The organism is Bradyrhizobium sp. JR4.1 (genome assembly GCF_040548605.1).
In the GTDB taxonomy this organism is placed as follows: domain Bacteria; phylum Pseudomonadota; class Alphaproteobacteria; order Rhizobiales; family Xanthobacteraceae; genus Bradyrhizobium; species Bradyrhizobium canariense.
In genome coordinates this window covers 1-24,688 of record NZ_JBEPRY010000022.1, presented here as the reverse complement: position 1 = coordinate 24,688, position 24,688 = coordinate 1, and the positions used below count along the sequence as shown (strand labels likewise).

At 61.4% G+C, this 24,688-nt stretch carries 25 protein-coding genes and 2 pseudogenes; 5 read left to right on the top strand and 22 right to left on the bottom strand.

Going from position 1 to position 24,688, the window contains the following annotated elements:
- Nucleotides 1-9: 9 nt before the first annotated feature.
- The 3 genes from ABIB90_RS31610 to trbB are packed head-to-tail and all read right to left on the bottom strand — an operon-like array spanning nt 10 to nt 1,512.
- Nucleotides 10-273, bottom strand: a complete 264-nt coding sequence (locus tag ABIB90_RS31610; RefSeq protein WP_354164947.1) for a VirB3 family type IV secretion system protein — start codon at nt 271-273, stop codon at nt 10-12.
- Complete coding sequence (locus ABIB90_RS31605; protein ID WP_219685390.1) at nt 273-596, bottom strand: TrbC/VirB2 family type IV secretion system protein; 324 nt, start codon at nt 594-596, stop codon at nt 273-275. Before ABIB90_RS31605 ends, ABIB90_RS31610 begins: the two co-directional genes overlap by 1 nt.
- 1 nt (nt 597) lies before the next feature.
- Nucleotides 598-1,512: a P-type conjugative transfer ATPase TrbB gene (gene trbB, locus ABIB90_RS31600; RefSeq protein WP_354202088.1), complete on the bottom strand. Its 915-nt coding sequence runs from the start codon at nt 1,510-1,512 to the stop codon at nt 598-600.
- A gap of 441 nt (nt 1,513-1,953) precedes the next feature.
- Between trbB and ABIB90_RS31595 the strand changes: the two genes are divergently transcribed.
- Both ABIB90_RS31595 and ABIB90_RS31590 read left to right on the top strand, forming a co-directional pair.
- Nucleotides 1,954-2,205 (top strand): helix-turn-helix domain-containing protein, encoded by a 252-nt coding sequence (locus ABIB90_RS31595; protein ID WP_354202066.1) that lies wholly within the window; start codon nt 1,954-1,956, stop codon nt 2,203-2,205.
- Entirely contained in the window at nt 2,205-3,524 is a 1,320-nt protein-coding gene (locus ABIB90_RS31590) for a type II toxin-antitoxin system HipA family toxin (RefSeq protein ID WP_354202065.1), read from the top strand. Before ABIB90_RS31595 ends, ABIB90_RS31590 begins: the two co-directional genes overlap by 1 nt.
- A gap of 10 nt (nt 3,525-3,534) precedes the next feature.
- Here ABIB90_RS31590 and ABIB90_RS31585 read toward each other — a convergent pair whose 3' ends face one another.
- The 6 genes and pseudogenes from ABIB90_RS31585 to ABIB90_RS31560 all read right to left on the bottom strand — a co-directional run bounded on the left by ABIB90_RS31585 (nt 3,535) and on the right by ABIB90_RS31560 (nt 11,700).
- Nucleotides 3,535-4,869: an MFS transporter gene (locus ABIB90_RS31585; RefSeq protein WP_354202064.1), complete on the bottom strand. Its 1,335-nt coding sequence runs from the start codon at nt 4,867-4,869 to the stop codon at nt 3,535-3,537.
- Nucleotides 4,870-4,981: 112 nt separating this feature from the next.
- Nucleotides 4,982-5,410 carry a ribbon-helix-helix protein, CopG family gene (locus tag ABIB90_RS31580; RefSeq protein WP_027519220.1) on the bottom strand — a complete coding sequence of 143 codons (429 nt, stop codon included), beginning with the start codon at nt 5,408-5,410 and terminating at the stop codon, nt 4,982-4,984.
- 6 nt (nt 5,411-5,416) lie between these two features.
- The gene (locus ABIB90_RS31575) at nt 5,417-7,402 is read right to left on the bottom strand and encodes a conjugal transfer protein TraG (RefSeq protein WP_354202063.1); all 1,986 of its coding nucleotides are present in this window, start codon (nt 7,400-7,402) and stop codon (nt 5,417-5,419) included.
- Between the two features lie 40 nt (nt 7,403-7,442).
- Nucleotides 7,443-9,206 (bottom strand): relaxase/mobilization nuclease domain-containing protein, encoded by a 1,764-nt coding sequence (locus tag ABIB90_RS31570; protein WP_354202062.1) that lies wholly within the window; start codon nt 9,204-9,206, stop codon nt 7,443-7,445.
- A gap of 547 nt (nt 9,207-9,753) precedes the next feature.
- Nucleotides 9,754-10,817 (bottom strand): annotated as a pseudogene (locus ABIB90_RS31565) (IS110 family RNA-guided transposase).
- Nucleotides 10,818-11,013: 196 nt separating this feature from the next.
- A complete protein-coding gene (locus tag ABIB90_RS31560; RefSeq protein WP_354202061.1) occupies nt 11,014-11,700 on the bottom strand; it encodes a lytic transglycosylase domain-containing protein in 687 nt (228 codons plus the stop codon).
- Nucleotides 11,701-11,910: 210 nt separating this feature from the next.
- Between ABIB90_RS31560 and ABIB90_RS31555 the strand changes: the two genes are divergently transcribed.
- Nucleotides 11,911-12,951 carry an IS110 family RNA-guided transposase gene (locus tag ABIB90_RS31555; RefSeq protein ID WP_354202060.1) on the top strand — a complete coding sequence of 347 codons (1,041 nt, stop codon included), beginning with the start codon at nt 11,911-11,913 and terminating at the stop codon, nt 12,949-12,951.
- 506 nt (nt 12,952-13,457) lie between these two features.
- Here the strand turns inward: ABIB90_RS31555 and ABIB90_RS31550 are convergent.
- The 7 genes from ABIB90_RS31550 to ABIB90_RS31520 form a co-directional block, all read right to left on the bottom strand.
- Nucleotides 13,458-13,970: a S26 family signal peptidase gene (locus ABIB90_RS31550; RefSeq protein ID WP_219685381.1), complete on the bottom strand. Its 513-nt coding sequence runs from the start codon at nt 13,968-13,970 to the stop codon at nt 13,458-13,460.
- The gene (locus tag ABIB90_RS31545) at nt 13,967-14,431 is read right to left on the bottom strand and encodes a DUF2840 domain-containing protein (protein ID WP_354202059.1); all 465 of its coding nucleotides are present in this window, start codon (nt 14,429-14,431) and stop codon (nt 13,967-13,969) included. The genes ABIB90_RS31550 and ABIB90_RS31545 overlap by 4 nt, the downstream gene beginning before the upstream one ends.
- 289 nt (nt 14,432-14,720) lie before the next feature.
- On the bottom strand, nt 14,721-15,602 hold the full coding sequence (locus tag ABIB90_RS31540) for a replication initiator protein A (protein ID WP_354202058.1): 882 nt from the start codon (nt 15,600-15,602) through the stop codon (nt 14,721-14,723).
- 21 nt (nt 15,603-15,623) lie between these two features.
- The gene (locus tag ABIB90_RS31535; RefSeq protein WP_018454787.1) at nt 15,624-15,905 is read right to left on the bottom strand and encodes a helix-turn-helix transcriptional regulator; all 282 of its coding nucleotides are present in this window, start codon (nt 15,903-15,905) and stop codon (nt 15,624-15,626) included.
- A 132-nt stretch (nt 15,906-16,037) separates the two neighbouring features.
- Nucleotides 16,038-16,448 carry a DUF2285 domain-containing protein gene (locus ABIB90_RS31530; RefSeq protein ID WP_354202057.1) on the bottom strand — a complete coding sequence of 137 codons (411 nt, stop codon included), beginning with the start codon at nt 16,446-16,448 and terminating at the stop codon, nt 16,038-16,040.
- Between the two features lie 169 nt (nt 16,449-16,617).
- Nucleotides 16,618-16,812 carry a transcriptional regulator domain-containing protein gene (locus tag ABIB90_RS31525; protein WP_219685448.1) on the bottom strand — a complete coding sequence of 65 codons (195 nt, stop codon included), beginning with the start codon at nt 16,810-16,812 and terminating at the stop codon, nt 16,618-16,620.
- A gap of 165 nt (nt 16,813-16,977) precedes the next feature.
- Nucleotides 16,978-17,250, bottom strand: a complete 273-nt coding sequence (locus ABIB90_RS31520; protein WP_354202087.1) for a DUF2285 domain-containing protein — start codon at nt 17,248-17,250, stop codon at nt 16,978-16,980.
- A 197-nt stretch (nt 17,251-17,447) separates the two neighbouring features.
- On the opposite strand from ABIB90_RS31520, the gene ABIB90_RS31515 reads away from it, so the two are divergent.
- The gene (locus ABIB90_RS31515) at nt 17,448-17,675 is read left to right on the top strand and encodes a helix-turn-helix domain-containing protein (RefSeq protein WP_219685726.1); all 228 of its coding nucleotides are present in this window, start codon (nt 17,448-17,450) and stop codon (nt 17,673-17,675) included.
- A 54-nt stretch (nt 17,676-17,729) separates the two neighbouring features.
- On the opposite strand, the gene ABIB90_RS31510 is transcribed toward ABIB90_RS31515, so the two are convergent.
- Nucleotides 17,730-18,050, bottom strand: coding sequence for a DUF736 domain-containing protein (locus tag ABIB90_RS31510; RefSeq protein ID WP_354202056.1), 321 nt, complete (start codon nt 18,048-18,050; stop codon nt 17,730-17,732).
- Nucleotides 18,051-18,675: 625 nt separating this feature from the next.
- Between ABIB90_RS31510 and ltrA the strand changes: the two genes are divergently transcribed.
- Nucleotides 18,676-20,202: a group II intron reverse transcriptase/maturase gene (ltrA, locus tag ABIB90_RS31505; protein ID WP_354202055.1), complete on the top strand. Its 1,527-nt coding sequence runs from the start codon at nt 18,676-18,678 to the stop codon at nt 20,200-20,202.
- A 964-nt stretch (nt 20,203-21,166) separates the two neighbouring features.
- Here the strand turns inward: ltrA and ABIB90_RS41695 are convergent.
- The 5 genes and pseudogenes from ABIB90_RS41695 to ABIB90_RS31480 all read right to left on the bottom strand — a co-directional run.
- On the bottom strand, nt 21,167-21,346 hold the full coding sequence (locus ABIB90_RS41695) for a hypothetical protein (RefSeq protein ID WP_502918249.1): 180 nt from the start codon (nt 21,344-21,346) through the stop codon (nt 21,167-21,169).
- Nucleotides 21,347-21,481: 135 nt separating this feature from the next.
- Nucleotides 21,482-22,405 carry an SLOG family protein gene (locus tag ABIB90_RS31495; protein ID WP_354202054.1) on the bottom strand — a complete coding sequence of 308 codons (924 nt, stop codon included), beginning with the start codon at nt 22,403-22,405 and terminating at the stop codon, nt 21,482-21,484.
- Nucleotides 22,406-22,735: 330 nt separating this feature from the next.
- Nucleotides 22,736-23,797 carry a DUF7146 domain-containing protein gene (locus ABIB90_RS31490; RefSeq protein ID WP_354202053.1) on the bottom strand — a complete coding sequence of 354 codons (1,062 nt, stop codon included), beginning with the start codon at nt 23,795-23,797 and terminating at the stop codon, nt 22,736-22,738.
- Complete coding sequence (locus ABIB90_RS31485; protein ID WP_354202052.1) at nt 23,797-24,039, bottom strand: hypothetical protein; 243 nt, start codon at nt 24,037-24,039, stop codon at nt 23,797-23,799. The genes ABIB90_RS31490 and ABIB90_RS31485 overlap by 1 nt, the downstream gene beginning before the upstream one ends.
- A gap of 109 nt (nt 24,040-24,148) precedes the next feature.
- Nucleotides 24,149-24,448: pseudogene (locus ABIB90_RS31480) on the bottom strand (zincin-like metallopeptidase domain-containing protein); the annotation flags it as partial.
- Nucleotides 24,449-24,688: the final 240 nt, after the last annotated feature.

Here is a 24,688-nt window from a genome sequence, read left to right as displayed (position 1 = left end):
ACCGAGGGCTCAGATGTTGAGATGACCGGGAATGCGCAGGTGTCGGCGCACCACATCGACGAAGGCGGGATCGCGCCTGGCGGCCCAGACGGCGGCCATGTGGCCGATGAACCAGAGGACCAGACCCGCGATCCACAGTCGCAGTCCGAGCCCAAGCGCGGCCGCAAGCGTGCCGTTGACAATCGCGACCGATCGCGGCGCACCGCCCATCAGGATGGGCTCGGTAAGCGCGCGGTGGACGGGCACGACAAAACCTGCGACCGGCTCATCCATCAGATCACCACGCCGCCGCCGAAGGAGAAGAACGACAGGAAGAAGCTCGAAGCCGCGAACGCGATCGACAGACCAAACACGATCTGGATCAGCCTGCGGAAACCACCCGAGGAATCTCCGAACGCGAGCGTGAGGCCGGTGACGACGATGATGATGACGGCGATGATCTTGGCGACCGGCCCCTCGACCGACTGCAGGATCTGATTGAGCGGTTGCTCCCACGGCATGTTCGAGCCGGCGGCCCATGCCGGCGGTGCTGCCAAGAGCACCGCGCCGAAAGCCGCCAACGATGCCCCACGAAAAAAGCGAAATTGCAGACGCATGTCAGTCTCCTGCTGATGAAAGGCTGTAGTCACCGGCGGCTCCAAGCCCCGAGACGATGGCGAGCTCGGAGAGACGACGGTCGGCGCCGCGCCCCGCAAGGACGGCGACGAGGTTGATGGTCTCGGCGATCAGGGCACGCGGAACCGTCATGACGGCTTCCTGGATGAGCTGCTCAAGCCGCCGCAAGGCACCGAGCGCGGTGCCCGCGTGAATCGTGCCGATGCCGCCAGGATGACCGGTGCCCCAAGCTTTGAGCAGATCGAGTGCCTCCGCACCGCGGACCTCGCCAACCGGGATACGATCGGGACGCAGTCGCAGCGAGGACCGAACGAGATCCGATAGCGTCGCCACGCCATCTTTGGTCCGCAATGCTACAAGGTTGGGCGCCCTGCACTGAAGTTCGCGCGTGTCTTCGATCAGAACGACCCGATCGGAGCTCTTTGCCACCTCGGCCAGGAGCGCATTCGTCAACGTTGTCTTGCCGGTCGATGTCCCGCCGGCCACCAGGATATTCTTACGAGCGGCGACCGCACCCTTCAGGATTGTGGCCTGCTTCGAGGACATGATCTCTCTGGCGACGTAGTCGTCGAGCGTAAAGACGGCGACAGCGGGCTTGCGGATCGCGAACGCCGGAGCTGCCACGACGGGAGGCAAGAGACCTTCGAAGCGCTCCCCGGTTCCGGGCAATTCGGCCGAGACCCGAGGCGCGCCGGCATGCACCTCGGCGCCGACGTGATGCGCCACCAGGCGAACAATGCGCTCGCCATCTGCTGCGGACAAAGTTTCGCCTGTATCGATCAAGCCGCTCGACAACCGATCGATCCACAACCGCCCATCCGGGTTGAGCATCACCTCGATGATCGTTTCATCCTCGAGGTAGCTGGCAATCGCCGCGCCAAGCGCGCTACGCAGCATTCGCGCACCGCGCGAATTCGCTTCCGATTGGATGGAATGGATTGCCACCGACGTCCCCACCGAATGAGGACCTCCACAGCGGGCCCTCAGGTGGGGATGATTAGAAAAGGCACCAATGGGCTTGGCGCAACGAGCGCTTTCGGTGATCGCAGACTGGCGTAGAAAAAGAAAGACCGAGAACCGATGTTTGAGGCTTACTCAATCGCATCGGGTCGCTTGCGAGTTGCTGCTCACCACTCGGCCTCATCATACGCGCTCATAGTATGACCGTGGCGCCGGCGCTATTCATTCAATCACTGCAACATCCGCCTGCGGTGTGATCGGGCCAAAGCGCTATACGCGATTGCGTATATTGATGTTCCATACGCGAGTTCGTATATTTTCTCTATATACGCATCCACGTATATTGACATTTTATACGCGTTCGCGTATCAAGCCCCAATGGATACAATCGCTCGCACCCCGCAGCAGCTTGGCGCCGCCATTAAGCGGCACCGCCGGCAAAAAAAACTCAGCCAGAGCGGCCTAGGCGACAAGATGCACGCGCGCCAAGCGACTGTCTCGAAGCTGGAGGCCGGCGAACCAGCGACGCAACTGCGCATCCTCATGGATGCGCTGGCCGCGCTCGACCTGGAACTGGTCCTCCGACCACGCACGAAGGTGTCGGCCAAAGCCATCGAGGATCTGTTCTGATGGGACGCCGTCCTATCCGAGCGCCTCTCAACGTCTACCTGAACGCTCGTCTGGTCGGGCGGCTGCGGCGGGAGAGCAGCGGCGCCATCGATTTCCAATACGACGAAGCCTGGCTGGGATGGGAGAACGCCATCCCGGTCTCGGTATCGATGCCTCTACGCGAAGACCGCTATATCGGTGACCCCGTCATTGCAGTCTTCGATAACCTGCTTCCCGATAACGACGACATCCGCCGGCGTGTCGCCGAACGCGCGCATGCCGGCGGAGCCGATGCTTACAGCCTGCTTTCCGCGATCGGCCGCGACTGTGTCGGCGCCCTGCAATTCCTTCCGGATGGAACGGCACCCGGAGCGGCGGGCGCGATTGACGCTCGCCTCGCGAGCGACCAGGACATCGCGGCGATCCTTGCCAATCTCGCCAACAATCCGCTCGGCATCGGTCCCGATCAGGAGTTTCGTATCTCTCTGGCTGGAGCCCAGGAAAAAACCGCGCTTCTCTACTGGAAGGACAAGTGGCATGTGCCGCACGGCACGACCGCCACCACGCACATCATCAAACCGCAGATCGGCAGGTTACCGAACGGCGTCGACCTGACCCACAGCGTTGAAAACGAGCATCTCTGCCTGAAGCTCGTCGCCGCGCTCGACTTGCCCGTCGCCAAGTCGCGCATCGTTGATTTCGCGGGCCGGCGCGTGCTCGCCATCGAGCGATTCGACCGCACATGGGCGCACGACGGACGGCTTCTGCGCCTGCCACAGGAAGATTGCTGTCAGGCGCTTTCCGTCCCGCCCGGGCGCAAATACGAATCGGACGGCGGCCCGGGCATCCGAAATATCTCTGATCTCCTCAAAGGCAGCGATACACCGACGACCGACCAGGCGACCTTCTTCAAGGCACAAATCGTTTTCTGGCTTCTGGCGGCTACTGACGGCCACGCCAAGAATTTCAGCATCCACCTCTCGCCCGGCGGACGATTCGTCCTCGCGCCGCTGTACGACATCATCTCAACGCAACCGAGCCTCGATGCCAAGCAGATCACGCAAAACCAGATGAAGCTCGCCATGGCGATCGGCAATAGTCGCCACTACGTAGTACACACGATTCTCGGCCGACATTTCGTGCAAACCGCAAGGACTTGCGGCCTGCCCGACAGCGTGGTTCGCGGCATCATCGAAGAGCTCGCGGATACGGCTGGCACGAAGATCGACGCAACGATTGCGAAGCTGCCGAAAGATTTCCCGCAGGCGATGGCAGAATCCATCGCGACCGGCGCGAAGCGACGCCTCAACAGCCTCGTCACGACGGAGAGTGGCGCTTAGGTCGCGCGGGTCACCACTCCACCTCGCCGTCCGATTGCTCGCAGAAAATGCTTGCTTCGACCACGTCGAAAGCGCTGACCGGCATGGTGGAAGGGACTGAATTCATCCAGCAAGCAAAGGATTGGATCCAAGGTAGCCCGAACCAAACCAACGCCGCGATCTGCAGCGCTACGTTGAGACTGAACGCGACTTGATAAGCCAAGATCGACCTATGGCCATCGTTCGTGGACCATTGCTCCAGGATCAGTCCGGTCGCATATTGTGCCAGAAATGCCCAACCAAAGTGCAAGACGTTCAAGGCGCCATTGGCACGGCCGGCAAGCTCCGACGGAAAGTAATCAGCTAGCACGGCAAAGCTGACCACAGTTGCCGTTCCGATGATTGCGACAACCGACCAGGGCAAGATGGACGGCAGAGGTACTCGCAGGATCAAGGCTAGCTCGGCTGCGATAAATAGCACGGCCACCATCGCGAATATCGTCTCAGCCGTGAGACCTGTTCGTTTGACGTGATGGATCGTCATGCCGAACAACCAGGCACCGCCGCTGAGTACGATCGACATGATGAACAGCTGTCTGACGAGGCCTGCGCGATCGAGGCCCTCCACGTCTGCAAGCCACGGTGATGCCCACAATCCCTGCAGCGACCAAGCTGAACCAACGCAAGTCGCCGACAACGGGGCTATCCGCCAGAAGCGCCTGTCGCTGAAAACGGATCCCAGGGTGGCGGAGACTGGTGCTTTCGACGGGATAACGCGTTGCTCAGGAACTACGACATAGATGAGGATCGCTGTGGCACCGGCCGCAGCCGCCAGGACCTCAAAGAGCTGCCGCCAGCCCATCCAAGCGAGCAGGTGTTCGACGGGAACTGTGGCGGTCACCGCTCCTATTGATCCCAGCATGATCATGTAGCCGTTGAGCAAGGCAACTCGCTCCCTGGGGAACCAAAGGATGATGGACTTAAGTCCTGCCGTCAGCGCCCCCGCGACGCCAAGCCCGATCATCGCACGCGCGATCAAAAACGACAGGAAGCCGGTCGATACGGCGAACAGTCCGGCGCCCAGTGCTGCGAACCAGAGCAGCGCGCTCTGGACCCGACGCGGACCAAAGCGGTCCAACAATATACCGACCGGGACCTGAGCCGCCGCAAAGACCAGGAAATAGACTGACGTAAGCAGTCCGAGGTTGGCTGACCCAAGCCCGGCATCCGAGCTGAGATCACTCACGATCAAAGCGTTGATCGTCCGAAACAGATACGAAAGATAGTAGCCAGCAGCAAACGGTAGAAATACGCGCACGGTGAGACGCCACGTCCTTGTAACTTGCATGCCGGCCTTCTTGCTCATCAACTCATTCGAGCCGATAGCGCGTTCGGCTTTTTATAGGCTCGGCTAAATTGCTGCGGTCGTAGGCTGGCGTAGAAAAAGAAGAGTTCGCGCGATGGCGCATAGAGAGCGATCAGTCAGGTCCGCCGGCGGGCTCCTGACGGACGATATCTTCCGGTATCTCACGCAGAAAGCTCTGCCCCTTTTGCAAACGACGCCCGAGCGCCTCGACAAATCCTTCAAACCGCTCCCGGCCTTTTGCCTGCGCAGCCGCCTGCGCGTCGTTCGGTAGCGGTGGCGTAACCGTCAGCCAGAAACGGACGAAGAGAGCCAGCGTCTCGGCCGTTAAACCGACGTCTCGCTCCAGTCTCTGCAGCTGACGCGACAGTCGATCCAGGCGACGGGTAAACGCCGCCTCCCGCCTGTCCGATCCATCCGGCGACAGAAACGAAGCAACGGCCGCCTCCACGATCGCAGACCGGGAGAGCTTCTGGCGATCGGCCAGATCCGAGATCTGCTTCAGAAGCTCTGGCGGGAAATACACGTTCATCCGGTCGCGCATATTGCCTCAGAGCTCCATGCCGTCATTCGGGTCCATGGCGGCTTGACGGGCGACGCCGCGCATTTGCTGACGGAGAAGCCGGGACTGGCGGACCGCGTCCTCGTCGTCGTCAAGAACGACGGCAAATTCCTCGGCTGGCGTCGGTTCCTCCGTCTCCTTGGCGATCGCGACGTGATCGGGGAGTTCGGGCTCGCGACGAAGGCCGCTATTCGCCGGATCTTCCTCCGCTCGCCCCCTTTCGGTTGGAAGCGACTCCGGCTTGGGCGCTCCCAATGCAGACCATCCGTCCGTTCGCGGTGACCGGCCGGATGCGGCTGGATCGGGCGGCGGCAAGACCCGCTCGATAAACCGCCGATCTTCATAGTAGCGAGCCTTCCGAGCTCGAATGGGCGCCGTCCCCGCCACCATGACGATCTCGTCCATTGGCGAAAGCTGCATGACCTCGCCTGGTGTCAGCAGCGGCCTTGCCGTCTCCTGCCGTGAGACCATGAGATGCCCCAGCCATGGGTTCAATCGGTGCCCGGCATAGTTCTTCATCGCCCGCATTTCGGTCGCCGTACCAAGCGCATCGGACACACGCTTCGCGGTCCGCTCGTCATTGGTCGCAAAGCTGACCCGGACGTGACAGTTATCGAGGATCGCATTGTTAGGCCCATAGGCCTTCTCGATCTGATTGAGCGACTGCGCGATCAAGAAACTCTTGATGCCGTACCCCGCCATGAAGGCGAGCGCGGACTCGAAGAAATCGAGCCGCCCAAGCGCTGGGAACTCATCCAGCATCATCAGGACACGATGCCGGCGGTCGCGGGCGTGCAAGTCCTCGGTCAGGCGTCGGCCGATCTGATTCAGCACCAGGCGGATCAATGGTTTGGTTCGTGAGATATCCGAGGGAGGCACCACCAGGTACAGCGTCGTGGGGCGGCTATCTGCGATCAGATCGGCAATCCGCCAGTCGCAGCGGCAGGTCACCTGGGCCACGACGGGATCCCGGTACAGCCCGAGGAACGACATCGCGGTGGACAGGACGCCTGAACGTTCGTTCTCGGACTTGTTGAGGAGTTCGCGGGCGGTCGAGGCGACCACGGGATGAGCACCCTGCTCGCCAAGATGCGCGGTGGTCATCATCGCCTTCAGCGTCGCTTCGATCGGCCGCTTCGGGTCGGACAGGAAGGCGGCGACGCCAGCCAGGGTCTTGTTGGCCTCCGCGTAAAGGACATGAAGGATGGCGCCGACCAGAAGCGAATGACTGGTCTTCTCCCAATGGTTCCGCTTGTCGAGCGAGCCCTCGGGGTCGACCAGGACATCGGCGACGTTCTGGACGTCGCGAACCTCCCACTCTCCCTGCCGGACCTCGAGCAGCGGATTGTAGGCTGAGGATTTTGGGTTGGTCGGATCGAACAACAGGACGCGGCCATGTCGCGCGCGGAAGCCGGCCGTCAGTTGCCAGTTCTCGCCCTTGATGTCGTGCACGATGGCCGAGCCCGGCCACGCCAACAACGAAGGCACGACAAGACCGACACCTTTGCCGGACCGGGTGGGCGCGAAACACAGGACGTGTTCCGGTCCGTCGTGCCGAAGGTAGTCCCGGGCGAGCTTACCCAGCACCACGCCATCCGGGCCAAGAAGTCCGGCCGTTCGAACCTCTTCTGCATCAGCCCAGCGCGCCGAACCATAGGTCTCAACGTTCTTGGCCTCACGCGCCCGCCAGACCGACATGCCGATCGCCGCCGCGATCGAGATAAACGTCCCCGACGCTGCGATGAAGGCGCCCTCGACAAAGACCTGAGGCGCATAGGCATCAAAGACGAACCACCACCAGAAGAAGATCGGCGGGTAATAGACCTTCAAGCCCGCCAGTTCGAACCAGGGCCGCCCAAGCTCCGGCTGCCAGGCGAGCCGCCAGGCCGTCCACTCGGTCGCGCCCCAGATGGCCAGCAAGACGATCAGGCCGACAACGATCACCTGCCCCCAGAGGATCTTGGTTCCGGACATCCCAAACGTCCTTTGTGCAATTAAATTTGGCGAGTTCAAGCTAGAGGCCTAGGTCGCGCTTGCGACCAAAACCCCATTCGATTCCGCCGCCGTCTTTCACGACGCCGGTGACGTGCTGGCCGAGCCTCTTCTCGAGCTCGCGCGACCAGGGCACGAGCTGGAAGCCCAGCCCGTTATCGATCATGGCGAAGCGCCCCGAGGAGAGCGTCAGACGACGGCGATACGTACCTGCCACATGTTCCTCGGAGGCTGCCTTCACGTGAGGCAGCCTCGTGTCGGCCGAGACTTTTGCGGCCACCTCGTCCAGTTCACGTCGGCGCAAGGTGTCCAGAAGGCCGCGCTGGAAGATGATGCGTTGGCCCTGCCGCCGCGCCAGACCTTCCTGAACCAGATGCTCGCAACGGGCTTCCATGGCGTCGCGGGTCTCACGGCCAAATCCGCCAATGGCAAGCGGCATGGGGTCGCGTTCGACGAGCCTGTGGTCGAGCCAGGTCGCGCCTTTTGCGGTGATCTGGCTTCCAAGGCCGAGATCGGAACGAGTCGCGAGGACTAAGGTGGGGTGCACGTCGCCGGCTTGACCGAAGCGTCGGACTTCGACGATTCCGCCGAGCGGCGGTGCATGTTCGAAGGCCTCGATCCCACGCAAGCGGACGTGGTGCGCGCGTCCGTCAGTCCCGTCGATCAGGGCGTAAGCCTCGCCGGTGAGTTCGTCATGCAATCCCCGATCGACAAGTCGTCCGACGATCCCGGACGTCGGCTGTCCGCCTTCGATGACGAAGTCGGCAAGGCCGCGCGCTTCCCCACGCTCTGTAAAGGCGCGGTGCATCGTCTTGATGATGTCGCCGCGCATCCCGAGGTCGCGCAAGCTACGCTCGGCCTCGAGCCCGACCATCCATTCCCCAGGTAGCTCGGATGCGGCAAGGCCCATCTTCTCCAAATGTCGAAGGCGACCGACCATCAGGCGTCGGATCTCGGGATCGGACTTGCCGGGACTCTCCGGGCGAAGATCGATAGCGCCGGTCTCATCAGCCGCCAGCCGGATTTCTCGGTCCAGTCGCGACCATCGTTCAGCTGTGACTTCCCTCTCCAGCGAATTCAAGATCTCGTGCTCAGGCTTTGGCCCCAGCTCGATACCGACCAATTCCTCGGCGCGTGAGCGCAGACCCTTGCTGATGTAGTCGCGGGAGATCACGAGATCCGCACCTTGCTCATCTACGCCCCGAACGAGGAGATGGACGTGAGGGTTGTCCGTGTTCCAATGGTCGACAGCCACCCAATCAAGCCGCGTGCCGAGATCGGTCTCCATCTGCCTGGCAAGGTCGCGGGTAAAGGCCTTCAGGTCGGTCATGTCGCCGGCGTCTTCCGGCGAGACGATGAATCTGAAATGATGCCGGTCGTCCTTGCATCGTTGAGCAAAGGCCGCGCTCTCGGCACGGTCGTTGCCGGCATCGAACATCTCGGCTCTCTCGCCGCTTCGAGTCACGCCGTCGCGCTTCAGATATGAGAGGTGGGCGGTCAGGGGGGCTGAACGGAAGGCTCGCCCTTTGTGCCGAACCACGCGCGCCTTCACCACAACGCGCCGTGTCGGGCTGAACAGTCTGGCGCGGCTAAAGGACAGCCGGCCCCGGCCAAAGGTCGAGCGCCCATAAGCCGCAGAACGCCCGCCAGCCACGGCCTGACTCGATGTGTGTCCTGCTTTCTTTGCTGCGCGCAGCACCTGGTTGATGAAGCTCTTGGGCTTCGGCGCGCGGGTGGTACGGATGCGCCCGGGCCGAACACGCAGATCGCTGTCGCCCACGCTCACGGCAGGGCCCCCCAACGATCAATAGAGCGCAAGGTGCCGAAAACGCGTTTGATTGTATTCGTCAAAATGTAAGGCGCGGCACGCGCCCCGACCGACCGGCACGCCAGAACCCAAGCCATGCCAATGGCTTGCGGTTCGACCGGCGAGCCCCTTTTATCTCGCCTTCCTAATCGGGCATTCAAAGTCAACTCATTCCTACGCTTTTCTTCGACTCTCTGCACTTCAGTCATCACACACGCCTTGCAACAACAACGCGCACACCTCACCAAAGCCGCGACCGCGGTTTGCATTCTCCAGGCGGGGTCCATGCGTTCCTTCGCGTTCAGCACATCGGCCGTCGCATGCTCTTCATCAGGTTCGTAAACAGGGCCGTCCAAGCAGTCTGGCGCTCTCATCACGAAGATGGCAGCAGGCAAGAGATAGCGGACATTCCCCGTTTCGCGGCACCGCCAGGGGACGCTCACCGCGCGCGCGGATCTCTAATGGTTGCTCCTTCTCAACATGCCGGCTGCAACACCAGCGCTAAACTTTTGCGTCCCCGCAGCAATTACTGCGCAGGCTTCAAACGCAATCTTTGTGTGACCTTGGCGCCGAACCCAACGTGGAAGTCGGTCTGATTGACCCACATCCTGTGCAGGATGCTCGCAAGCTTGCGTGCGACCGCGACGATCGCGCACAGCATGCTCGACCGTTTGGCGATCCGCAGGCCCCACGCCCGCAACGCCGACCATTTCCTGACCCGTAGCAGCAGGCTTGCTGCCGCCTCGCAGAGCGCCTCGCGAACCGCGACGTCGCCCTGTTTGGTAATTCGGCCTTCGTAGTCGATGACGTTCCAGACTGGTGTCGCCTCGGCGTCAGGCCAAAATGTGCGCCGACTGTCCGGGATCGTGCAAAACGAAGAGGGTCATCAACACCGACCTTGAACGAAAGGGCGGCAACGGGACCGACGCCAGGTACGGTCATCAACCGACGACAGATCGCATCATGCTGGACGACCTGCAGGAGCACCTTATGCAATCGTTCGTAGCCCTCGAAGATCGCTCGGCGTACGTCCAACATGGCCTCAATCATCATGCAAAATACCGGATCGCTGTGCTCGATGAGCTCGCGGACCCGCGCTTCGTATCCCCCTCGTCCGACCGCTCCAACCATCAGACCGTACGCCCTCAGCGTGCCACGAATGTGGTTTTCAAGGTCGACCAGCTTGCGCTTGAGGAGCTTTCTGTTGGCTAGCAGCGAGCGCATTTTCTGCATCTCGATGTTCTTGACATGGACGGCACGATACCAGCCCAGCCGCATCATCTGCGCGATGCCGCGCGCATCGTTGCGATCCGTTTTGTTGCGCATCGTCGATAACGAAACGCGCAATTGGCGCGCTTCCACGACAATGATCGGAAGCCCGGCTGGCTGTAGCTCGCGATAGAGCCAGATGCCAAGCGATGACGCCTCGACTCCCACTCTATCGAGGCGATCCGCGTAGCTCTCCACAGCGGAGCGGATCGCCTCCGGCTCCGTGCTGACCTTCACTTCGCGAACCGTGAGACCCTCACGATCGACGATGCAAAGGCTGGTTTCGTCAAGACCGACGTCCAATCCAACATATAGTTTCATTGGAGCTCTCCATTGTGTGAACGACCACATAAGTGGTTGCACCACGCTCCGGATTCGGCCACCGGGTGACTATCCCCGTGCACCGGTATCTCGAAGCCCGATTTGAAGAGCCGTCCTGCTGTGCCTTCCCATTGCTCCCCCCATTCCCTCCATTCTTCTCCAGAGCACGCCAATGCATGCCAGCTTGCGCATTCAGTCATTGCGAGCCTCCCGCATCAGATCTCGCGACGAACAACTTTGCTGTCCGTGGCACAATGGCGGAGATGTCGTGAACCGAAGCGGCCGTCGGCGATAGGGTCGGCGAGCGCACAGGCTGCAGACGGGCAGCGGCTTTTGAGCTTTCAAGCCGCACAATGAAGATCGATCCCACCGATGGCCGCAGACTTGCAGCGCTAGAAATGGCAATGTCGCTGCCGATGCCGGGCACAAGCTTCTGCAAATAGGCCTGGGTCTCAGCTGGTAACGGACGGCCGGCGAGATGCTCTCCATAACAAGCAGGTCCCGCGTTGTAGGCTGCAAGGAAGCCTGGCGCACCGAAGCGGTCGCGCAGTTCGCGCAGGTACGCCGTACCTGCAAGGATGTTCTCGTGGGGATCGTAGGGATCGTTGCCCAGGTTGTACCGCAGACGTAGCTCCGCCCAGGTTTCCGGCATGATCTGCATTAGCCCCATGGCGCCTTTCGGTGACTTGGCACGCACGTTTCGGGCGCTTTCGACGTCTATGACTGCCAGTATCCATCGCACCGGCATGCCAAAGCGACGCGAGGCCGCTTCAACGAAATCCGCAAATGAATTGCCAGTTTGATAACTCGCTGTGAGCTCTGCCGGTCGCGTCTCGGCGACAGCAGCAGCGTTACTCACAGTCAGTGCCACGAACAGGGGCACGGCAGCGCACAGGCTCCTCTCGAAAAAATGCAAGAGTGCCGGCGTGCTCGCGCCCGTCCAGGGTAAAGCCGCTTCGCGCCGGCCTTTCGGCCGCGCTGGACCGCCGCTGCGCGCGTCGGCTTTGCAAGCTTTGGTCGGGACATGGGGTAATCGCGGAGCAGGCTCCTTGCTAGCCTCTGCGCACTGATTCCCTATCCGAGGAGCAACGCAATGCAGCCGATCACCCAATATGTTGGTCTTGATGTGTCGCTTGAAGAAACCAAAGCTTGTGTAGTCGATGAAGCCGGTAGGACGCTTTGGCGAGGATGTTGCGCGTCGACGCCTGACGAGATTGAGCAGGTTGTCTGCAAGCATGCGCCAAATGCTGTGCGCGTTGGCCTCGAGACCGGCATGCTTTCCGTCTGGCTCTTCCACGAGCTGAAGAAGCGCCGAATTCCAGTTATTTGCATCGACGCCCGCCATGCCAAGGCGGCCTTGTCGCTCCAGATTAACAAAACGGACGCCAACGACGCGCATGGAATCGCCCAGGTGGTTCGCGTCGGCTGGTTTCGGCAGGTGCTGGTCAAGAGTATGGATACCTATGCGGTCCGCGCCATGATCAGCGCCCGCGCGCAGCTCGTTAGCACGGCCCTGAAGATCAAGAATACCGTCCGCGGACTGCTGAAGACCTTCGGCATGATCCTCAAGATCGGAAGTCAACGGCGTTACATTGGGATCGTTCGCGCTGCGATCCAAGACAATCCGGTACTGCTGACGATCGTCGAACCAATGCTGATTGCGCTGAAAACCTTGCAAGACCAAATCACTGTTTTCGATCGTGCGCTGTGCCGTCGCGCATCCGCCGATCCGATCGCCAAACGCCTCATGAGTGCCCCTGGCGTCGGCGTGATCGTTGCGCTCTCGTACATAAGCACGGTCGAAGATCCACACCGGTTTAGACGTTCGCGGACCGTTGCCGCATATCTTGGGCTGACACCGCGCAGGTTCCAGTCGGGAGAAACCGATAGAGCTGGAGGTATCTCGCGTGCTGGTGACCCAGCTATGCGAACCTTGCTTTATGAGGCTGCTTGCGTTGTGTTGCGCCGCTGCTCCCGACCTTCCCCACTCCAGCAATGGGGACGCGCATTGATCGAACGATTGGGAAGCAAACGGGCAATGGTCGCGGTGGCAAGGAAACTGGCGGTCATATTGCATCACATGTGGCGTGACGGGACGGCGTTCCAGTGGAGTCCCCACACCGCGATCACCTAATCGGTACAACCAACATGGAGATCCGCTGTCTGCGATAGCGGTAAGAGGTCCCTGCCGGGACGAGCGCCGGCGACCGCGCCATTCCTCCTGCGGCTGCAGAGATGCAGACCGCGCTCGGGACATAGCGGCGCCGACCTCCTGACGCATAAATGCAGCTGTAAAACCAATCAGACTGCGAAGAGAACCGTGGACTCGGCAGCGACTGACGGTATGGCCAGCGGTGTTGTGGCATAGGGTCGAAACTGGCTGAACAGTGTGTTCGCTTGGCACAGCAAGCTCAAGCCTGGCGCTTTGCGCCCCCGCCTCCGGCGGCTTCGGGCTTGACCTCGCCGTTCCAAGCGAACCTTCGCTCGCCATCGCTTCGACGGACAAGACCAGCACTCTTGTGTGTGCTGAGAAATGGAAAGAAAGGATTTGCATGATGGGCCGCGATTAGAGAACGGAGGAATGGTCCTGCACTTGATCGAACAGAGGAATGGCAGAACGGAAACGTAGAACACGCACGATCACTCCTCCCACGTCCACACCGGGAGGGCACGGCCGATCACCGCCGACCCCGGCAAGAATCCGAAATATCGGCCATCAAGAGAATCGTGAGACTGCCAGTTCATGAGAAAGAGCTCGCCGTCTGCGACGACGCGGCAGCCCTGCCATTTCGGCAGCGGCCGGCCGCGTCCGTCACGATCCCGGGCCTGGCCGACTTCAATTTCATTCACGGAAATAGTGAGACCGCTTCTGCAGACCGTCTGCCCCGGCAGCGCCAAGACCCGCTTGAGCATGGGGACGCCGACCGGCAGATAGCCGTTCAGGTCTAGAAAGGTCGCAAGTGGTTCCGGCGGCTGAATGGCGACCAGCTCTGTGACATGAAAGAGTTTTGCCGATCGCAAGCGATAGAGACCGATAGGTACGCTCGTCGATGCATTCCAGATGTAGAGCGGAAGCGGCTCCAGAAAGATTGTCGTGACAAGGGCGGCAGCAACCACGAACGTCGTTATCAGCATGATGAAACGGCACGTCATCGCATCACCTTTTGACGATTAAACCAGGCTTGATGGCGCGCTTTCGTATACGGACGCGGATTTTCGTTCACGGACAGACGGTTATGAACGTGATGCCAATGATCAGGAGCGACATCGGCGGGATCGATGCCGAGCGCTTCGACCGCATCGACCATCTGCAGCACTCGTTCGACCTTCGGCCAACCGGAGAGCCGCAGCAAAATCTCTCCGCCCGGCTTCACATACGGCACGGTCGAGCAGCGCTGTCCTGGCGCGACCGCGCGCAAGATGTCAATCCGCGAGATGATCGTGCCAAAGTCGCTGGAGGTCCAACGGACGAAGGCAAAGATGCTGCCAGGCGCGAATGACAGTACACGCCGGTGACCATCAAGCTTCCGTTCCTTGACGATGCGACCGAACCGAAGGCGGTTTTCGATGCGCTTCTCGAGCCACAACACTTCCACTTCCGTGAGATCGCTCATGCGGCGGCTCCCTGACGCTGGAGCTGGTAGCCGTGGGCTTGAGGCTCGATGGAGAGTGTGCGTGGCCTGCAAAGGCAGGCTGAACTGTCGGACTGCCGTTGCCGAGCGCCGCCAACGTGGCTTTCGGCCTGCTCCGTTAGAAGAAATCCGAAGGATTTCTGGTTAGTGAAGTTAGACCAGCGGGAAGGCGCGGAAAAACAAGCTCTTAAGCTCGATTTCGGTTCCCGATAGCACCAGGATCGTGTCCCCGATAGCACGAGGGTTGCGGTCCTCGATAGCACGAGCTGATTCACAGGTTGTCCTCCGAATTTGGAATGAGACCGCGGCGGCGCAAGCGTGCCGTTAAGGGATCAACAGGCGTAGGTGCGAAGTTCAATCGCTCCGTACCCTTCGGATCGCGCGTGAGCGCGAGCTGATAGCCGCGCAATGCCTGGCGCTGGACGATCTGGCGGACGTCGTAAGCAAAGAGCTTGAGCGGCGAGATGATGCCGGACTTCGCATGGAGGTGCACAAGATCAAAGCTCCGGCCGCCATCCTGGCGTCCACCGTGCTTGCGCACGAGCCGGTAGAGCCACCGCTCAAGCCTGCCCGTGAGATCGAAATAGGCGCGGTCGATCGTCAGAACGAGTGCGTCACCGATGACGCCGGCATAGAACCAATCCGGCAGGATCAGCTCGAGCCCAAATGGACGACCATTTGCATCGGCCGTCTCCTTCCACTCGTTGATCCAGGAGAAGCGATGCCGCCGGCGCTCTGCCGGCTGGCGGATCGAGGTCAGCACGGTCGTTGACTGAAGCCTGTCGAGACCGGCCTTGAAGCGATCATAATCTCGGGCGCTGGTGCCGCGGCCGACAAACGTCAGAATCTCGTAAGGCGTTGCAGCCATAAGGCGCGACGTCCTCAAGCCGGCGTCACGCGCCTCGACGATCTGCGACGCGGCCCAGATCAGAACATCGGCATCCCAGATGGTTGCCATGCCGTGTTCCGCCACGGCCTCGACCCGCATTGCGATCGCGCCGGCACGGAAGTCGATCGGTGCAATCCGCTTCGTTTTTGCAAGCGAGAAGAAGGGATAAGCCATCAGATCCTGCGCATCGCGCGGCGCGAGATCCCCAGGGACCGCCCGAAAGAGCTCCAGCTGGTCGCGCTCGGAATGGTGTTTGCGCCGCATGGTCACTGCTCTCGCCCGCGATCAGCGACGTTCCTGGCCAGCATATGGGCGCAGCACCGGATGCTTCTTGGCCGGCAGCACGGTCCCCTTCCCGGGGTCAGACGTCGACGTTTTGGCGCCGAGGTCAGCCCAGGCTTTCAGATCGTCTACGGCGTAGACGACGCGTCCGCCGATCTTCCGATACGTCGGGCCGGTGCCGTACGTGCGGTGCTTCTCGAGCGTGCGACCGGAAAGGCCAAGGTAACGCGCAGCCTCCGGTGTTCGCAGGAAGCGCGGAGGTAGACCGGCCGTCGAATCGGGCATTTGAGAACTCCAGGATGACAGCGCACCGCGGATGGCGGCGCCGGCGTGTGTGCGGTCATCATGGAGAAGCGCGATCTCGGACGGGGATGCCGAATATCGGTGGGTCGATTTTCGACACCCCAAGGAACGGCGCTACTCGACCCTGCGCCTGGGCCGAAGCAGCTTGCGATAACCTCCGTGCACAAATGCGAGGCCGCTTTGTACAAGGCGACGGGTTCGGCTGCGCAGATCGTGTGTTTTCCAGCCACGATCCGATATGCGCGCCTTGCCAAACAGAGCTTCTGCGATGCTGCGATAAGTCGCGCCGGCCAGATACGCGGTCACCGCGCGAAGGGCTGCGCACAGTCGTTCGCGCCGCTGTTTGGGCACGCGATGAAGCGGAGGTCCTGGCGTGTGTCCATTCATCGCGCGCCACAGCCGCGTGGCGGCATGCGCGCGCGCCTCCAAATCGCCGTCAAACGGCAACTCGGCCGCATAGCGAGCGCCTGCGGTCAGCGGCTGCTTCGACCAGATGCGGTGCTCCACCGAACCGATTTGCAGCACGGCATGCCAGCCGTCAGCGGCACGGCGCACCTGACCTGATGCGAGATCAAGCGGCGGCTGAGGCGTTGGGCTTTGACCAGGCGTTGAAGCGGTTACAGTGACCGGGACGACGGTCGGGAGAACCTCGGGCGCCCAAAAGATTGTCTGCTCGTGGAACGACCTCTGGGGGTCATGGGCGAAAGCAGAGGCCCCACCTCCTCCTGAACTCCTCGGTCACCGCGCCATCTGAGTTGTTAGCGATGATCGCCTCGTAGTCACGTTGGTAGTCCACGTTCATACGAAGACCTACCCAGGCGATTTCAGTGATCTCAGCATTCTCTAGGCTCTTAAACGAATCCGGCGACCGCCAGTCGAATTCAGGCATTGCTTCCGCCCCCATTGCACTTAACGAACAAGGATTGCGGCGCAATAACTATAAACGAGGGGGTTGTAGGAAGTCCCTAGTTTGGCACCACGTGGTGCATGAAAATAACCACCGGTAAGCGGAAGAAAATCATTCTGACTGCAATCTCCAGCCAGCGATTTCGTTCTAGTTTGAGCCGGCGCCGCGTAAAAGACGTCCCTGCTCGGTGACCCATTTTGCGCGTGCAAGATGACTCTGATATGCGGTCCGCGCACGGTCCGGCTCTCGCTCTGGATCGATATGCAGGACGATTCGAGTGACCTCCTGCCAGTCCGCTCCCTGACCCTCCGCCTGCAAAAGGCGAATGTACGTGACGACATGCTGTTCGTCATAGGCCGTAAGCACCGGGTCATTCGGCGCACAGTCCGCCACGTCTGGATCGAGGGAGGGTTTCTGCATCATACCCGCTTTTAAACTCCCAGAAACCTTGGTCGCAATCCAGACCTCCGTTGCCCGTTAGAATGCTGGATGTTCATTCAGTAGATCGGCAGCCAAGGGCGGCCGCGCTCGGCGTTGGGACAATGGATAGCACGTTTTGATACGAATAGGAACGATCGTTCCTAGAACGATCGTTCCGGCTCAGTTCCCATATCGCCATGGATCTCAAAGAGATCATGGCTGTGAACCTGCGTCGGAAACGCCACGATCTACAAATGACGCAGGAGGAACTGGCCGAGCGCGCATGTTTAAGCGCGCGTTACGTCGGCGCCATCGAGCGCGGCGATGTATCGGCAAGCGTCACCGTGCTCGGGCAAATTGCTGAAGCTTTGGGGGTCGAACCGGGAGACCTGCTCAAAAAGGTTGCGCGGCTTAGCAAATCGTAAGCTGGCTCAGGTCAGCGCCCCGCCCGGCGGACCGGACGGGGCTTGGCGGAGCGTCTATTCGCCGCTCTTGCGCGGCCGCGACCACAGGAGGGTGTAGCCTTCAGCGCCTTCGTCATCGAACAGGTTCGCGTAGATCGGCGCGTTGAAGGAGGGATCGTCGAGCTTGAGCGAGAGGTAGTCGCGGCCTTCCTCCGAGCGCTTCGACCAAGCTGCACCGATCTCAGCCCGGCCCACATAGATGCGGTGGCTGGGAGCGTTGTCGTTGGAGCGGTTGGTCTCGGCGACGATACGGACGCCCCTGGCTTGCAGGCTCAGGGTGACGATCTCGCCCTGGAAATCGTTGCCGACCTTCTTGAAGGAACCGATGTTAGCCATGTCACTTCTCGTGCGCCAAGAGTGACGGGTGGAGTCCGTCACGCGCACTTGTTGCCCCTGCGGGGTGGGAGACCCCGCAGCCCACGTGCCGCAAGCACGGGGGTTGAAGCAGACGGGTGAGGTAAGCTGGGTGCCTCCGGCGAGCCATAAATGAGCAGAACCCGTCAAAGTCGGACGACCCGGGACTTCCGTCCGAGGCTGGTCCGGCGAGCGTACCTGCTACGGAAAGAGTTATCGAACCGATGTTTGAAGCCTCGTTGCAACATGGAATCCGCCGAACCGGAAGTGGGCGGATCGGTCGAAAGACCGGAGGAGTGCCGATTTCCGCTGAGTGGACGGAGATCAGGGACGTGCGTGATCGCGCACGTCAGCCAGCGGCCCAGCTTGCGGTGGCCGTTGGCCGGAATCCTCACGGGGTAGAGTCGGTCCCTAAGGCAGGTGAAGGGACGACAGGTGAACTTGGGAACCTTGCCGTGTTCTCTCGCGCCGGATGGCGCGAGATGATCGAGGCGACCGATGATTGGCGCGGCAGGGGGCGGAGTCTTCGTAGTAGTCGGAGGGCGGGAAAGCCGTCCACATGGCGAAGGGAGACAGTGGGTGAAGCAAGCCGGCAGGAGGCGGGCCGATGAGGCCCGGCGCGGTGAATACCGCGTTCGTCCTCGACATGCAGCGCAAGCTTCACAGGTGGAGTGTCGCGAATGCCGAAAAGGTGTTCGCGGATCTGTTCAACATCGTATGCGACCGCAGGACGCTTTTGGAAAGCTGGCGTCGGTTGACCCGTAACAAAGGCAGCCGCACACCGGGTACCGATGGCGTCACGCGGAAGACGGTCGAAGAGCAGCTGGGCGGCGCAGTACGGTTCATCGAGGATATCCGCGGTGAACTACGCAGCGGCACCTATCGGCCCGAGCCTGTCCGGCAAAGGCTGATCCCCAAACCGGGTAAGCCCGGCAAGGTGCGTCCGCTCGGCATTCCGACGCTCAAAGACCGACTGGTGCAAATGGCTTTGAAGCTCGTGCTGGAGCCGATCTTCGAGGCGGACTTCTATCCGACCTCCTATGGCTTCCGGCCCGGCCGGAGCACCCATGATGCGCTGGCGAAAATCCAGCGACGACTGCACCCCACACCCAGCGGCACTTCCGAGTACCGCTTCGTGATCGAGGGTGACATCAAGGGCTGCTTCGATGCCGTCGATCATCATGTGCTGATGGAGCGTGTGCGCCGACGCATCGGGGATCGCAAGATCCTCAGGCTCGTGCTCGCCTTCCTAAAAGCCGGTGTCATGATCGAGGGCACCGTCCGCCACCCTGTTACGGGCACCCCGCAGGGCGGCATCATCTCGCCATTGCTGGCCAACGTCTATCTGGCGGCCATCGACGAGAGATACGGACGGTGGTCGATGCGCCCTCGCGAACGACCGCAGAATGCAGCCGACCGGCGGCTTTACGATCGCCGGAGAAACAGGCCTACATTCTACGCCGTACGTTACGCCGACGACTTCGTCGTGCTGACGGACGGGACCCGCGAGGAAGCAGAAGCCGAAAAGTTTGCGTTGGCGCAGTTCCTCAAAACGGAATTGTGCATGGAACTGTCGATGGAAAAGACCAGGATCACCGGCGTCGAGGAAGGCTTCGACTTCCTCGGCTATCGAGTGGTGCAGACCAAGGCACGCCGCACCGGTCGTATGGTCGGTAATCTCTTCATTCCGAAGAGCAAGCTGAAAGACCTGCGCCACAAGATCAAGGTCAGGGTGAGGGCGACGCCGACAGGCCAAGCCCTTGCCGATCTCATCGACGATCTCAACCCGGTCATCACCGGATGGCGAAACTACTACCGCTACGCCACGTGGGCCACGCGGGACTTCGCCAGTCTGGATTGGTGGCTGTGGGAGCGCATCGGGCGATGGCTGCACCGGAAGCATCCTAAGACGACGTGGCAAGAACTGCGTCGCCGCTTCCAGGCAACAGCGCCCGACAGCCGCTGGCGATGGGTCGACGGACCGAAATCGCTGCGGTTCTTCCGGGAAGGCGGATCACTCCACTTCCCGCACCGGGGCATACGCATACCGAACGGATGGAACGATCCTGGCGAGAAGTTCCGCAAAGGAGCCGATCGCTTCTGGGCGTCGTTCAACACCCTCATGGACGCGTGAGGACCACACGCGGCGTAAGCCGCGCATGGAGAGCCGGTTGCTTGGAAACTTGCACGCCCGGTTCGGCGAGAGGGGCGCAGAAACCATCCGTCGCAAGACGGACAGGCGCTGTGCCCCTACTCTACCTGTTGTGTTTCGAGCCCGCGACCACCGCGGCCTCGACGGCGATCTAAAGGCCGAGGACGATCGGCGACGCACCCGTTCGGGCCGGAGCGCAGCGGAGGACGCCGTTGTTGCGACTTTCTTGCCTCGCGAGGAATGGGCGAAGCCCAGGGGAAGAAAATCGCATCAAAGGCGTTGCGGCTCAGACGATCGAGGCGCAGCCGGTCTTTGGCCAGATCAAGCCATCAAAGAGGCCACTTGGTCTGCGTGCTGAATCGCAATCTTGAGGAGAAGACTGGCGAATCTCGGTTCTGCTGAACAAGGGGTTGGTAGGGTTCGGCGCAGAAAGAGAAACAATCTGCCGCAAAGGGCGGTATCGTCCCGGAACGAATGATCGAACGGAGCGCGCCGCTCGGCCGCAGCTATGTGGGCCAGACAGAGACCGGTACGGCTTGCTTAAGCGCCCGAGGAGGGAGCGCGGTTACTTCTCGCTCAAGCTCGACGATCCCTCGCTCAACGTGACGCCCTGTGCCGTCTTGCTCGGCCGATGACCGCGACGAAGCCTCACCGCTCGTGCGCGGCGGCTGTGAGAACTGGTTCAGGCGCATTCTCCACCGCCCCGGCCTACTCCGACGGGAGGGTCCCCGCAAAAACGGCCAAGCGTGTCCATGCTGTGCCGCCGATGCAAACCGCTCCTAGGCATGCGAACGCCTCGCGCCAAGCCAACGAAGGCACCCCGATCTGCGATAGGGCAAAAATCACCTGATAGCCGGCGATCGCTGCGGGGACCGTGAATACGGTTGCGATCGCGACGCGCAAGGTCAAGGACCGACTAACGGCGACGGCGAACCAGCGGCAAGCGTCAGCGCGCCAGAAGCAATTCCGATAGCAGTGCGCCGAAGACGCCCGTACCATCACGAAATGCCAAGATCCCGACACTGATTGCGACGAAGAACGGTAGCGCATACACCGCGAGCGCAAAGATGGCCCAGCAAAACAAACCGATACCGAGTGTGTTGAGAACAAGCCCAAGCGCGAGCATGGCGGTGGCTCCATGTGCATGGATCTATCAATCGCGCCTTCCACCACCACCACGGCGCAGTTTGGATGTAAAAACGAAACGAGGCGGAGTTGCGGCGAGCAACTCCACCTTGGCGTCTTCGAGGCGACACGGCGCTCATGCGCCGCCGAACTTCCAGACGGGAATGCCGAGCCGCTTCGCCTTATCGGCGAGATTGTCCTGAATTCCCGTGCCCGGGAAATGCATGACGCCGATCGGCAGGAGTTCGAGCATCGCATCGTTGCGCTTGAACGGCGCCGCCTTGGCGTGTTTCGTCCAATCGGGCTTGAAGGCGATCTGCGGTACTTTGCGGTTGGTCGCCCATTTGGAGGCGATCATTTCGGCGCCTTTCGGCGACCCGCCATGGAGGAGGACCAGGTCGGGGTGCTTGGCGTGAACCTTGTCGAGGCGGCCCCAGATGAGGTTGTGGTCGTTGAAGTCGAGCCCACCGGTGAGTGCGATTTTCGGTCCAGCTGGCAACATGACCTCGGTCTCGGAACGACGCTTGGCGGCGATGAAGTCGCGGGAGTCGATCATTGCTGCGGTGAGCGTTCGGTGATTGACCAATGATCCCGATCGTGGGCGCCAGGCCGAACCGGTGTGGACCTCAAATTGTTCGATGGCCTGGTCGCGGAAGAGCTCCAGGCAGTTGCGGCGCTCGATCAGCGTTATGCCTTCGGCCGTCAGGCGCTCGAGTTCGACCGATCGCACTTCCGAGCCGTTCTGCTCGCGCTGGCTCTTATGCTGCGCTTGTTCGTTGTCATCGAGGTGGCGTTCGACGCGGTCGATGGCACGATGGAACAGGTTGACGGTCGACCAGAGCAGATTGTCAAGGTCCGGCTCAAGTCGCGTGTCGTTCAGGGTCGCAACCAGGGCATCAAACATGTCCGCTATGGCGCCGACGATCATCTTGCCCTCCGGGAGCGGTCTTGGATCGGGTTGGTCGTCGAAGGGACGATAGCCGAAGAGCTGTATTTCCGTGAGGATGTGGTCGGTCGGGGAAGAGGCATGCGGCGGTTCGATGTCGTCATGGTCGGTCATGGGAAGAGGTCCTTTGCCGGATCGGCCGCGACCATCGCGGCCTTCGTGGCGATCCTCTGACGGCGGGCGGGCCGGGCCAGAACCCGACAGGGCCGAAGCGGCAGCGGAGGATGGCAGAGGCCGGCTATTTTGCTTCGCGATGCAAAGCGCGCGGCCAACTGCATGATGTGTCTTCACATCTCTGGCGCGCGGCGGAAAATAGCCGAACGCAGCCATTGCCGGCCCGGGCCGGCTGCCGTCCGATCGACCTCTAGAAGGCCGAGGTCGTGTCCTCTTCCGGTATTGACCTCGCCTATGACCGGCCTATCAACGTCGATCGAAGACCGGGAGCTATTCCGCGGCCACCGTCGACGAATGCAGGAAGCGAACGATATCCTCTGGCACAAGCTGAAACCGCAGCGCTGCTCGGAGGGCTTCGAGACCGAAGACATGCAGATCTTCGTTGAAGTCGCCCAGCCGGGGCGACAGCACGACCACTTCAATGCCGGCGTTTGCTGCCCGCTGGCTGAGAATTGCCAGCACCGCATCACCGGCGGCATCGGCATCGCGCGCAATGTAGAACCGGCGCAGGCTAGACGGCAGCGTCATGGCGGAGAGGTGATTGGCCGAGAGTGCAGCAGCCATAGGCAAGGTCGGCAGCACGCAGCGCAACGAAAGCATCGTCTCTATACCCTCGCCGGCAGCGAGCACGTTGTCCACCACGCCGAACCGAACGGCATTGCCGAGAAGATCGCCCATGGCCCGTCGTGGGGTATCGATCGGAGCCTTGCCGAGCCGAACACCATCAAAGCCGTCCGGATCGAGCCAGGTCCGGTGCACGCCGGTGATCCGACCGTCAAGATCCGTGACGCGGGCGATCATCGCCGGCCAGGTTTCAGTCGGCAAATGCTCGTCGGGCCGATAGTAGCAACGTGGGTGGAAGCGCAGGCTGCCATCATGGTGGACGCGGGTTATTCCGCGGCGCTGCAGGTACGTTTCAGCCAGTGTCCCCTCGATCGGGCTGGATATCGCAAAGAGCCGACGGGCGGCTACCTGCGATCCGGGCGGTACGGCTGGGGGAATAGGTCTTGGGGCGGGCTTCTGCTCAGAACGAGGCAGGTTCAAAAAGCGCCTCGCCTCCTCGGCGACCTCACGAAAGTGTCGCAGAGCCAGAGTTTCGCGGATGATGTCGAGCAGATCACCATGCGCGCCGGTTGCGGCATCGGTCCACTTACCCGCCGCTCCCTTCGGCGATTCCTGGAGCCGCACGAACAGTGAGCGGCCGGGGTTGTTGTGGACGTCGCCGACCACCCAATACCGCCCCGCCCGCTTGCCATTGGAGAGATAGTGTCGGCATACCGCCTCCGCGTCGCGCGCGAGGCGGCGTGCCAGCTCGCAAGCTTGGCGGGACATCAGGCCGCCTCCTGCCAAAGGGCACCTTCGACCGGATACCGGTCGCGTACCTTCGACAGCATCTCTATGCCACTTGCGCCCATCCGCACGAACATGAGGAGCTGACAGAAGATGATCTCTTCAAAGAGGCCGTCCCCTCGCAAGCTCTTGCGCGTCTTGGCATTGGATCCCGATACTTCGATGCGCTTTCCACCGGTCACTCCGACACCGGCCGACGTGATCTTTTGGACAGCTTTTAGCATGCTGATTTTCCACGACGGGCGGCCGGGAGCCTATCTCTCGGCCTCCAACCCATCATGGAAACAACCCTGCCCCCTCTTACTCTTGTGCCGGTGCCCACCGAGCAGAACCTCACGCCGCCTGCTGGTCCTCCGTCGGCATGTCGCCGACGGGTTCTGGGAGAAAGCCAAGCAGATAATCGGCAACCTTGCTGGCCTTGGAAGCAGCCCGGATAATTGCACGATTGTCCTCGCGCAAGACTTCAAGCCAAGAGCCGATATAGTCGGCATGCCGCACCGTCGGCACGATGCCGAGCGAGGCGCAACTGAACGCAGACGAGATTTCCGCAACCAGCTCCTCGAAGGCATACTTCCTAGTACCGTAGTTGCCTGACAGGTCACGGTTCAGACGCGACGGATGACCGCTGGCATGCACGTTATGCCGATATCGGCATAAGGCGCATAATGCCGCGATCCAGATTATGCCGCATGGCCTCTGTTGGAGGCTGGATATCCCGGTGTTGGCCATGCGGCTGTTCGGCATAATCAGAGCCCTTCAAGGAACGCGAGCAGTTTGTCGTCCGGCCGGAACCGACCCGGCGGCGCGGATGGTGCGGCGACGAGAGCGAGCGCCTTTTCCTTCATCCGCATATCGGCGTGGATGTAGATCTGG

Coding starts and splice junctions, on each gene's coding strand:
- ABIB90_RS31510 (WP_354202056.1), bottom strand. CDS start 18,050: ATGGCTAACATCGGTTCCTTCAAGAAGGTCGGCAACGATTTCCAGGGC.
- ABIB90_RS31555 (WP_354202060.1), top strand. CDS start 11,911: ATGCAGCCGATCACCCAATATGTTGGTCTTGATGTGTCGCTTGAAGAA.
- ABIB90_RS31520 (WP_354202087.1), bottom strand. CDS start 17,250: ATGCAGAAACCCTCCCTCGATCCAGACGTGGCGGACTGTGCGCCGAAT.
- ABIB90_RS31535 (WP_018454787.1), bottom strand. CDS start 15,905: ATGCCCGATTCGACGGCCGGTCTACCTCCGCGCTTCCTGCGAACACCG.
- ABIB90_RS31585 (WP_354202064.1), bottom strand. CDS start 4,869: ATGAGCAAGAAGGCCGGCATGCAAGTTACAAGGACGTGGCGTCTCACC.
- ABIB90_RS31580 (WP_027519220.1), bottom strand. CDS start 5,410: ATGCGCGACCGGATGAACGTGTATTTCCCGCCAGAGCTTCTGAAGCAG.
- ABIB90_RS31515 (WP_219685726.1), top strand. CDS start 17,448: ATGGATCTCAAAGAGATCATGGCTGTGAACCTGCGTCGGAAACGCCAC.
- ABIB90_RS31485 (WP_354202052.1), bottom strand. CDS start 24,039: ATGCTAAAAGCTGTCCAAAAGATCACGTCGGCCGGTGTCGGAGTGACC.
- ABIB90_RS31590 (WP_354202065.1), top strand. CDS start 2,205: ATGGGACGCCGTCCTATCCGAGCGCCTCTCAACGTCTACCTGAACGCT.
- ABIB90_RS31525 (WP_219685448.1), bottom strand. CDS start 16,812: ATGCCTGAATTCGACTGGCGGTCGCCGGATTCGTTTAAGAGCCTAGAG.
- ABIB90_RS31605 (WP_219685390.1), bottom strand. CDS start 596: ATGCGTCTGCAATTTCGCTTTTTTCGTGGGGCATCGTTGGCGGCTTTC.
- ABIB90_RS31540 (WP_354202058.1), bottom strand. CDS start 15,602: ATGCGGCGCAAACACCATTCCGAGCGCGACCAGCTGGAGCTCTTTCGG.
- ABIB90_RS31575 (WP_354202063.1), bottom strand. CDS start 7,402: ATGTCCGGAACCAAGATCCTCTGGGGGCAGGTGATCGTTGTCGGCCTG.
- ABIB90_RS31490 (WP_354202053.1), bottom strand. CDS start 23,797: ATGTCCCGCCAAGCTTGCGAGCTGGCACGCCGCCTCGCGCGCGACGCG.
- ABIB90_RS31550 (WP_219685381.1), bottom strand. CDS start 13,970: ATGACGTGCCGTTTCATCATGCTGATAACGACGTTCGTGGTTGCTGCC.
- ABIB90_RS31610 (WP_354164947.1), bottom strand. CDS start 273: ATGGATGAGCCGGTCGCAGGTTTTGTCGTGCCCGTCCACCGCGCGCTT.
- trbB (WP_354202088.1), bottom strand. CDS start 1,512: ATGCTGCGTAGCGCGCTTGGCGCGGCGATTGCCAGCTACCTCGAGGAT.
- ABIB90_RS41695 (WP_502918249.1), bottom strand. CDS start 21,346: ATGCTCGCGCTTGGGCTTGTTCTCAACACACTCGGTATCGGTTTGTTT.
- ltrA (WP_354202055.1), top strand. CDS start 18,676: ATGAGGCCCGGCGCGGTGAATACCGCGTTCGTCCTCGACATGCAGCGC.
- ABIB90_RS31495 (WP_354202054.1), bottom strand. CDS start 22,405: ATGACCGACCATGACGACATCGAACCGCCGCATGCCTCTTCCCCGACC.
- ABIB90_RS31595 (WP_354202066.1), top strand. CDS start 1,954: ATGGATACAATCGCTCGCACCCCGCAGCAGCTTGGCGCCGCCATTAAG.
- ABIB90_RS31545 (WP_354202059.1), bottom strand. CDS start 14,431: ATGAGCGATCTCACGGAAGTGGAAGTGTTGTGGCTCGAGAAGCGCATC.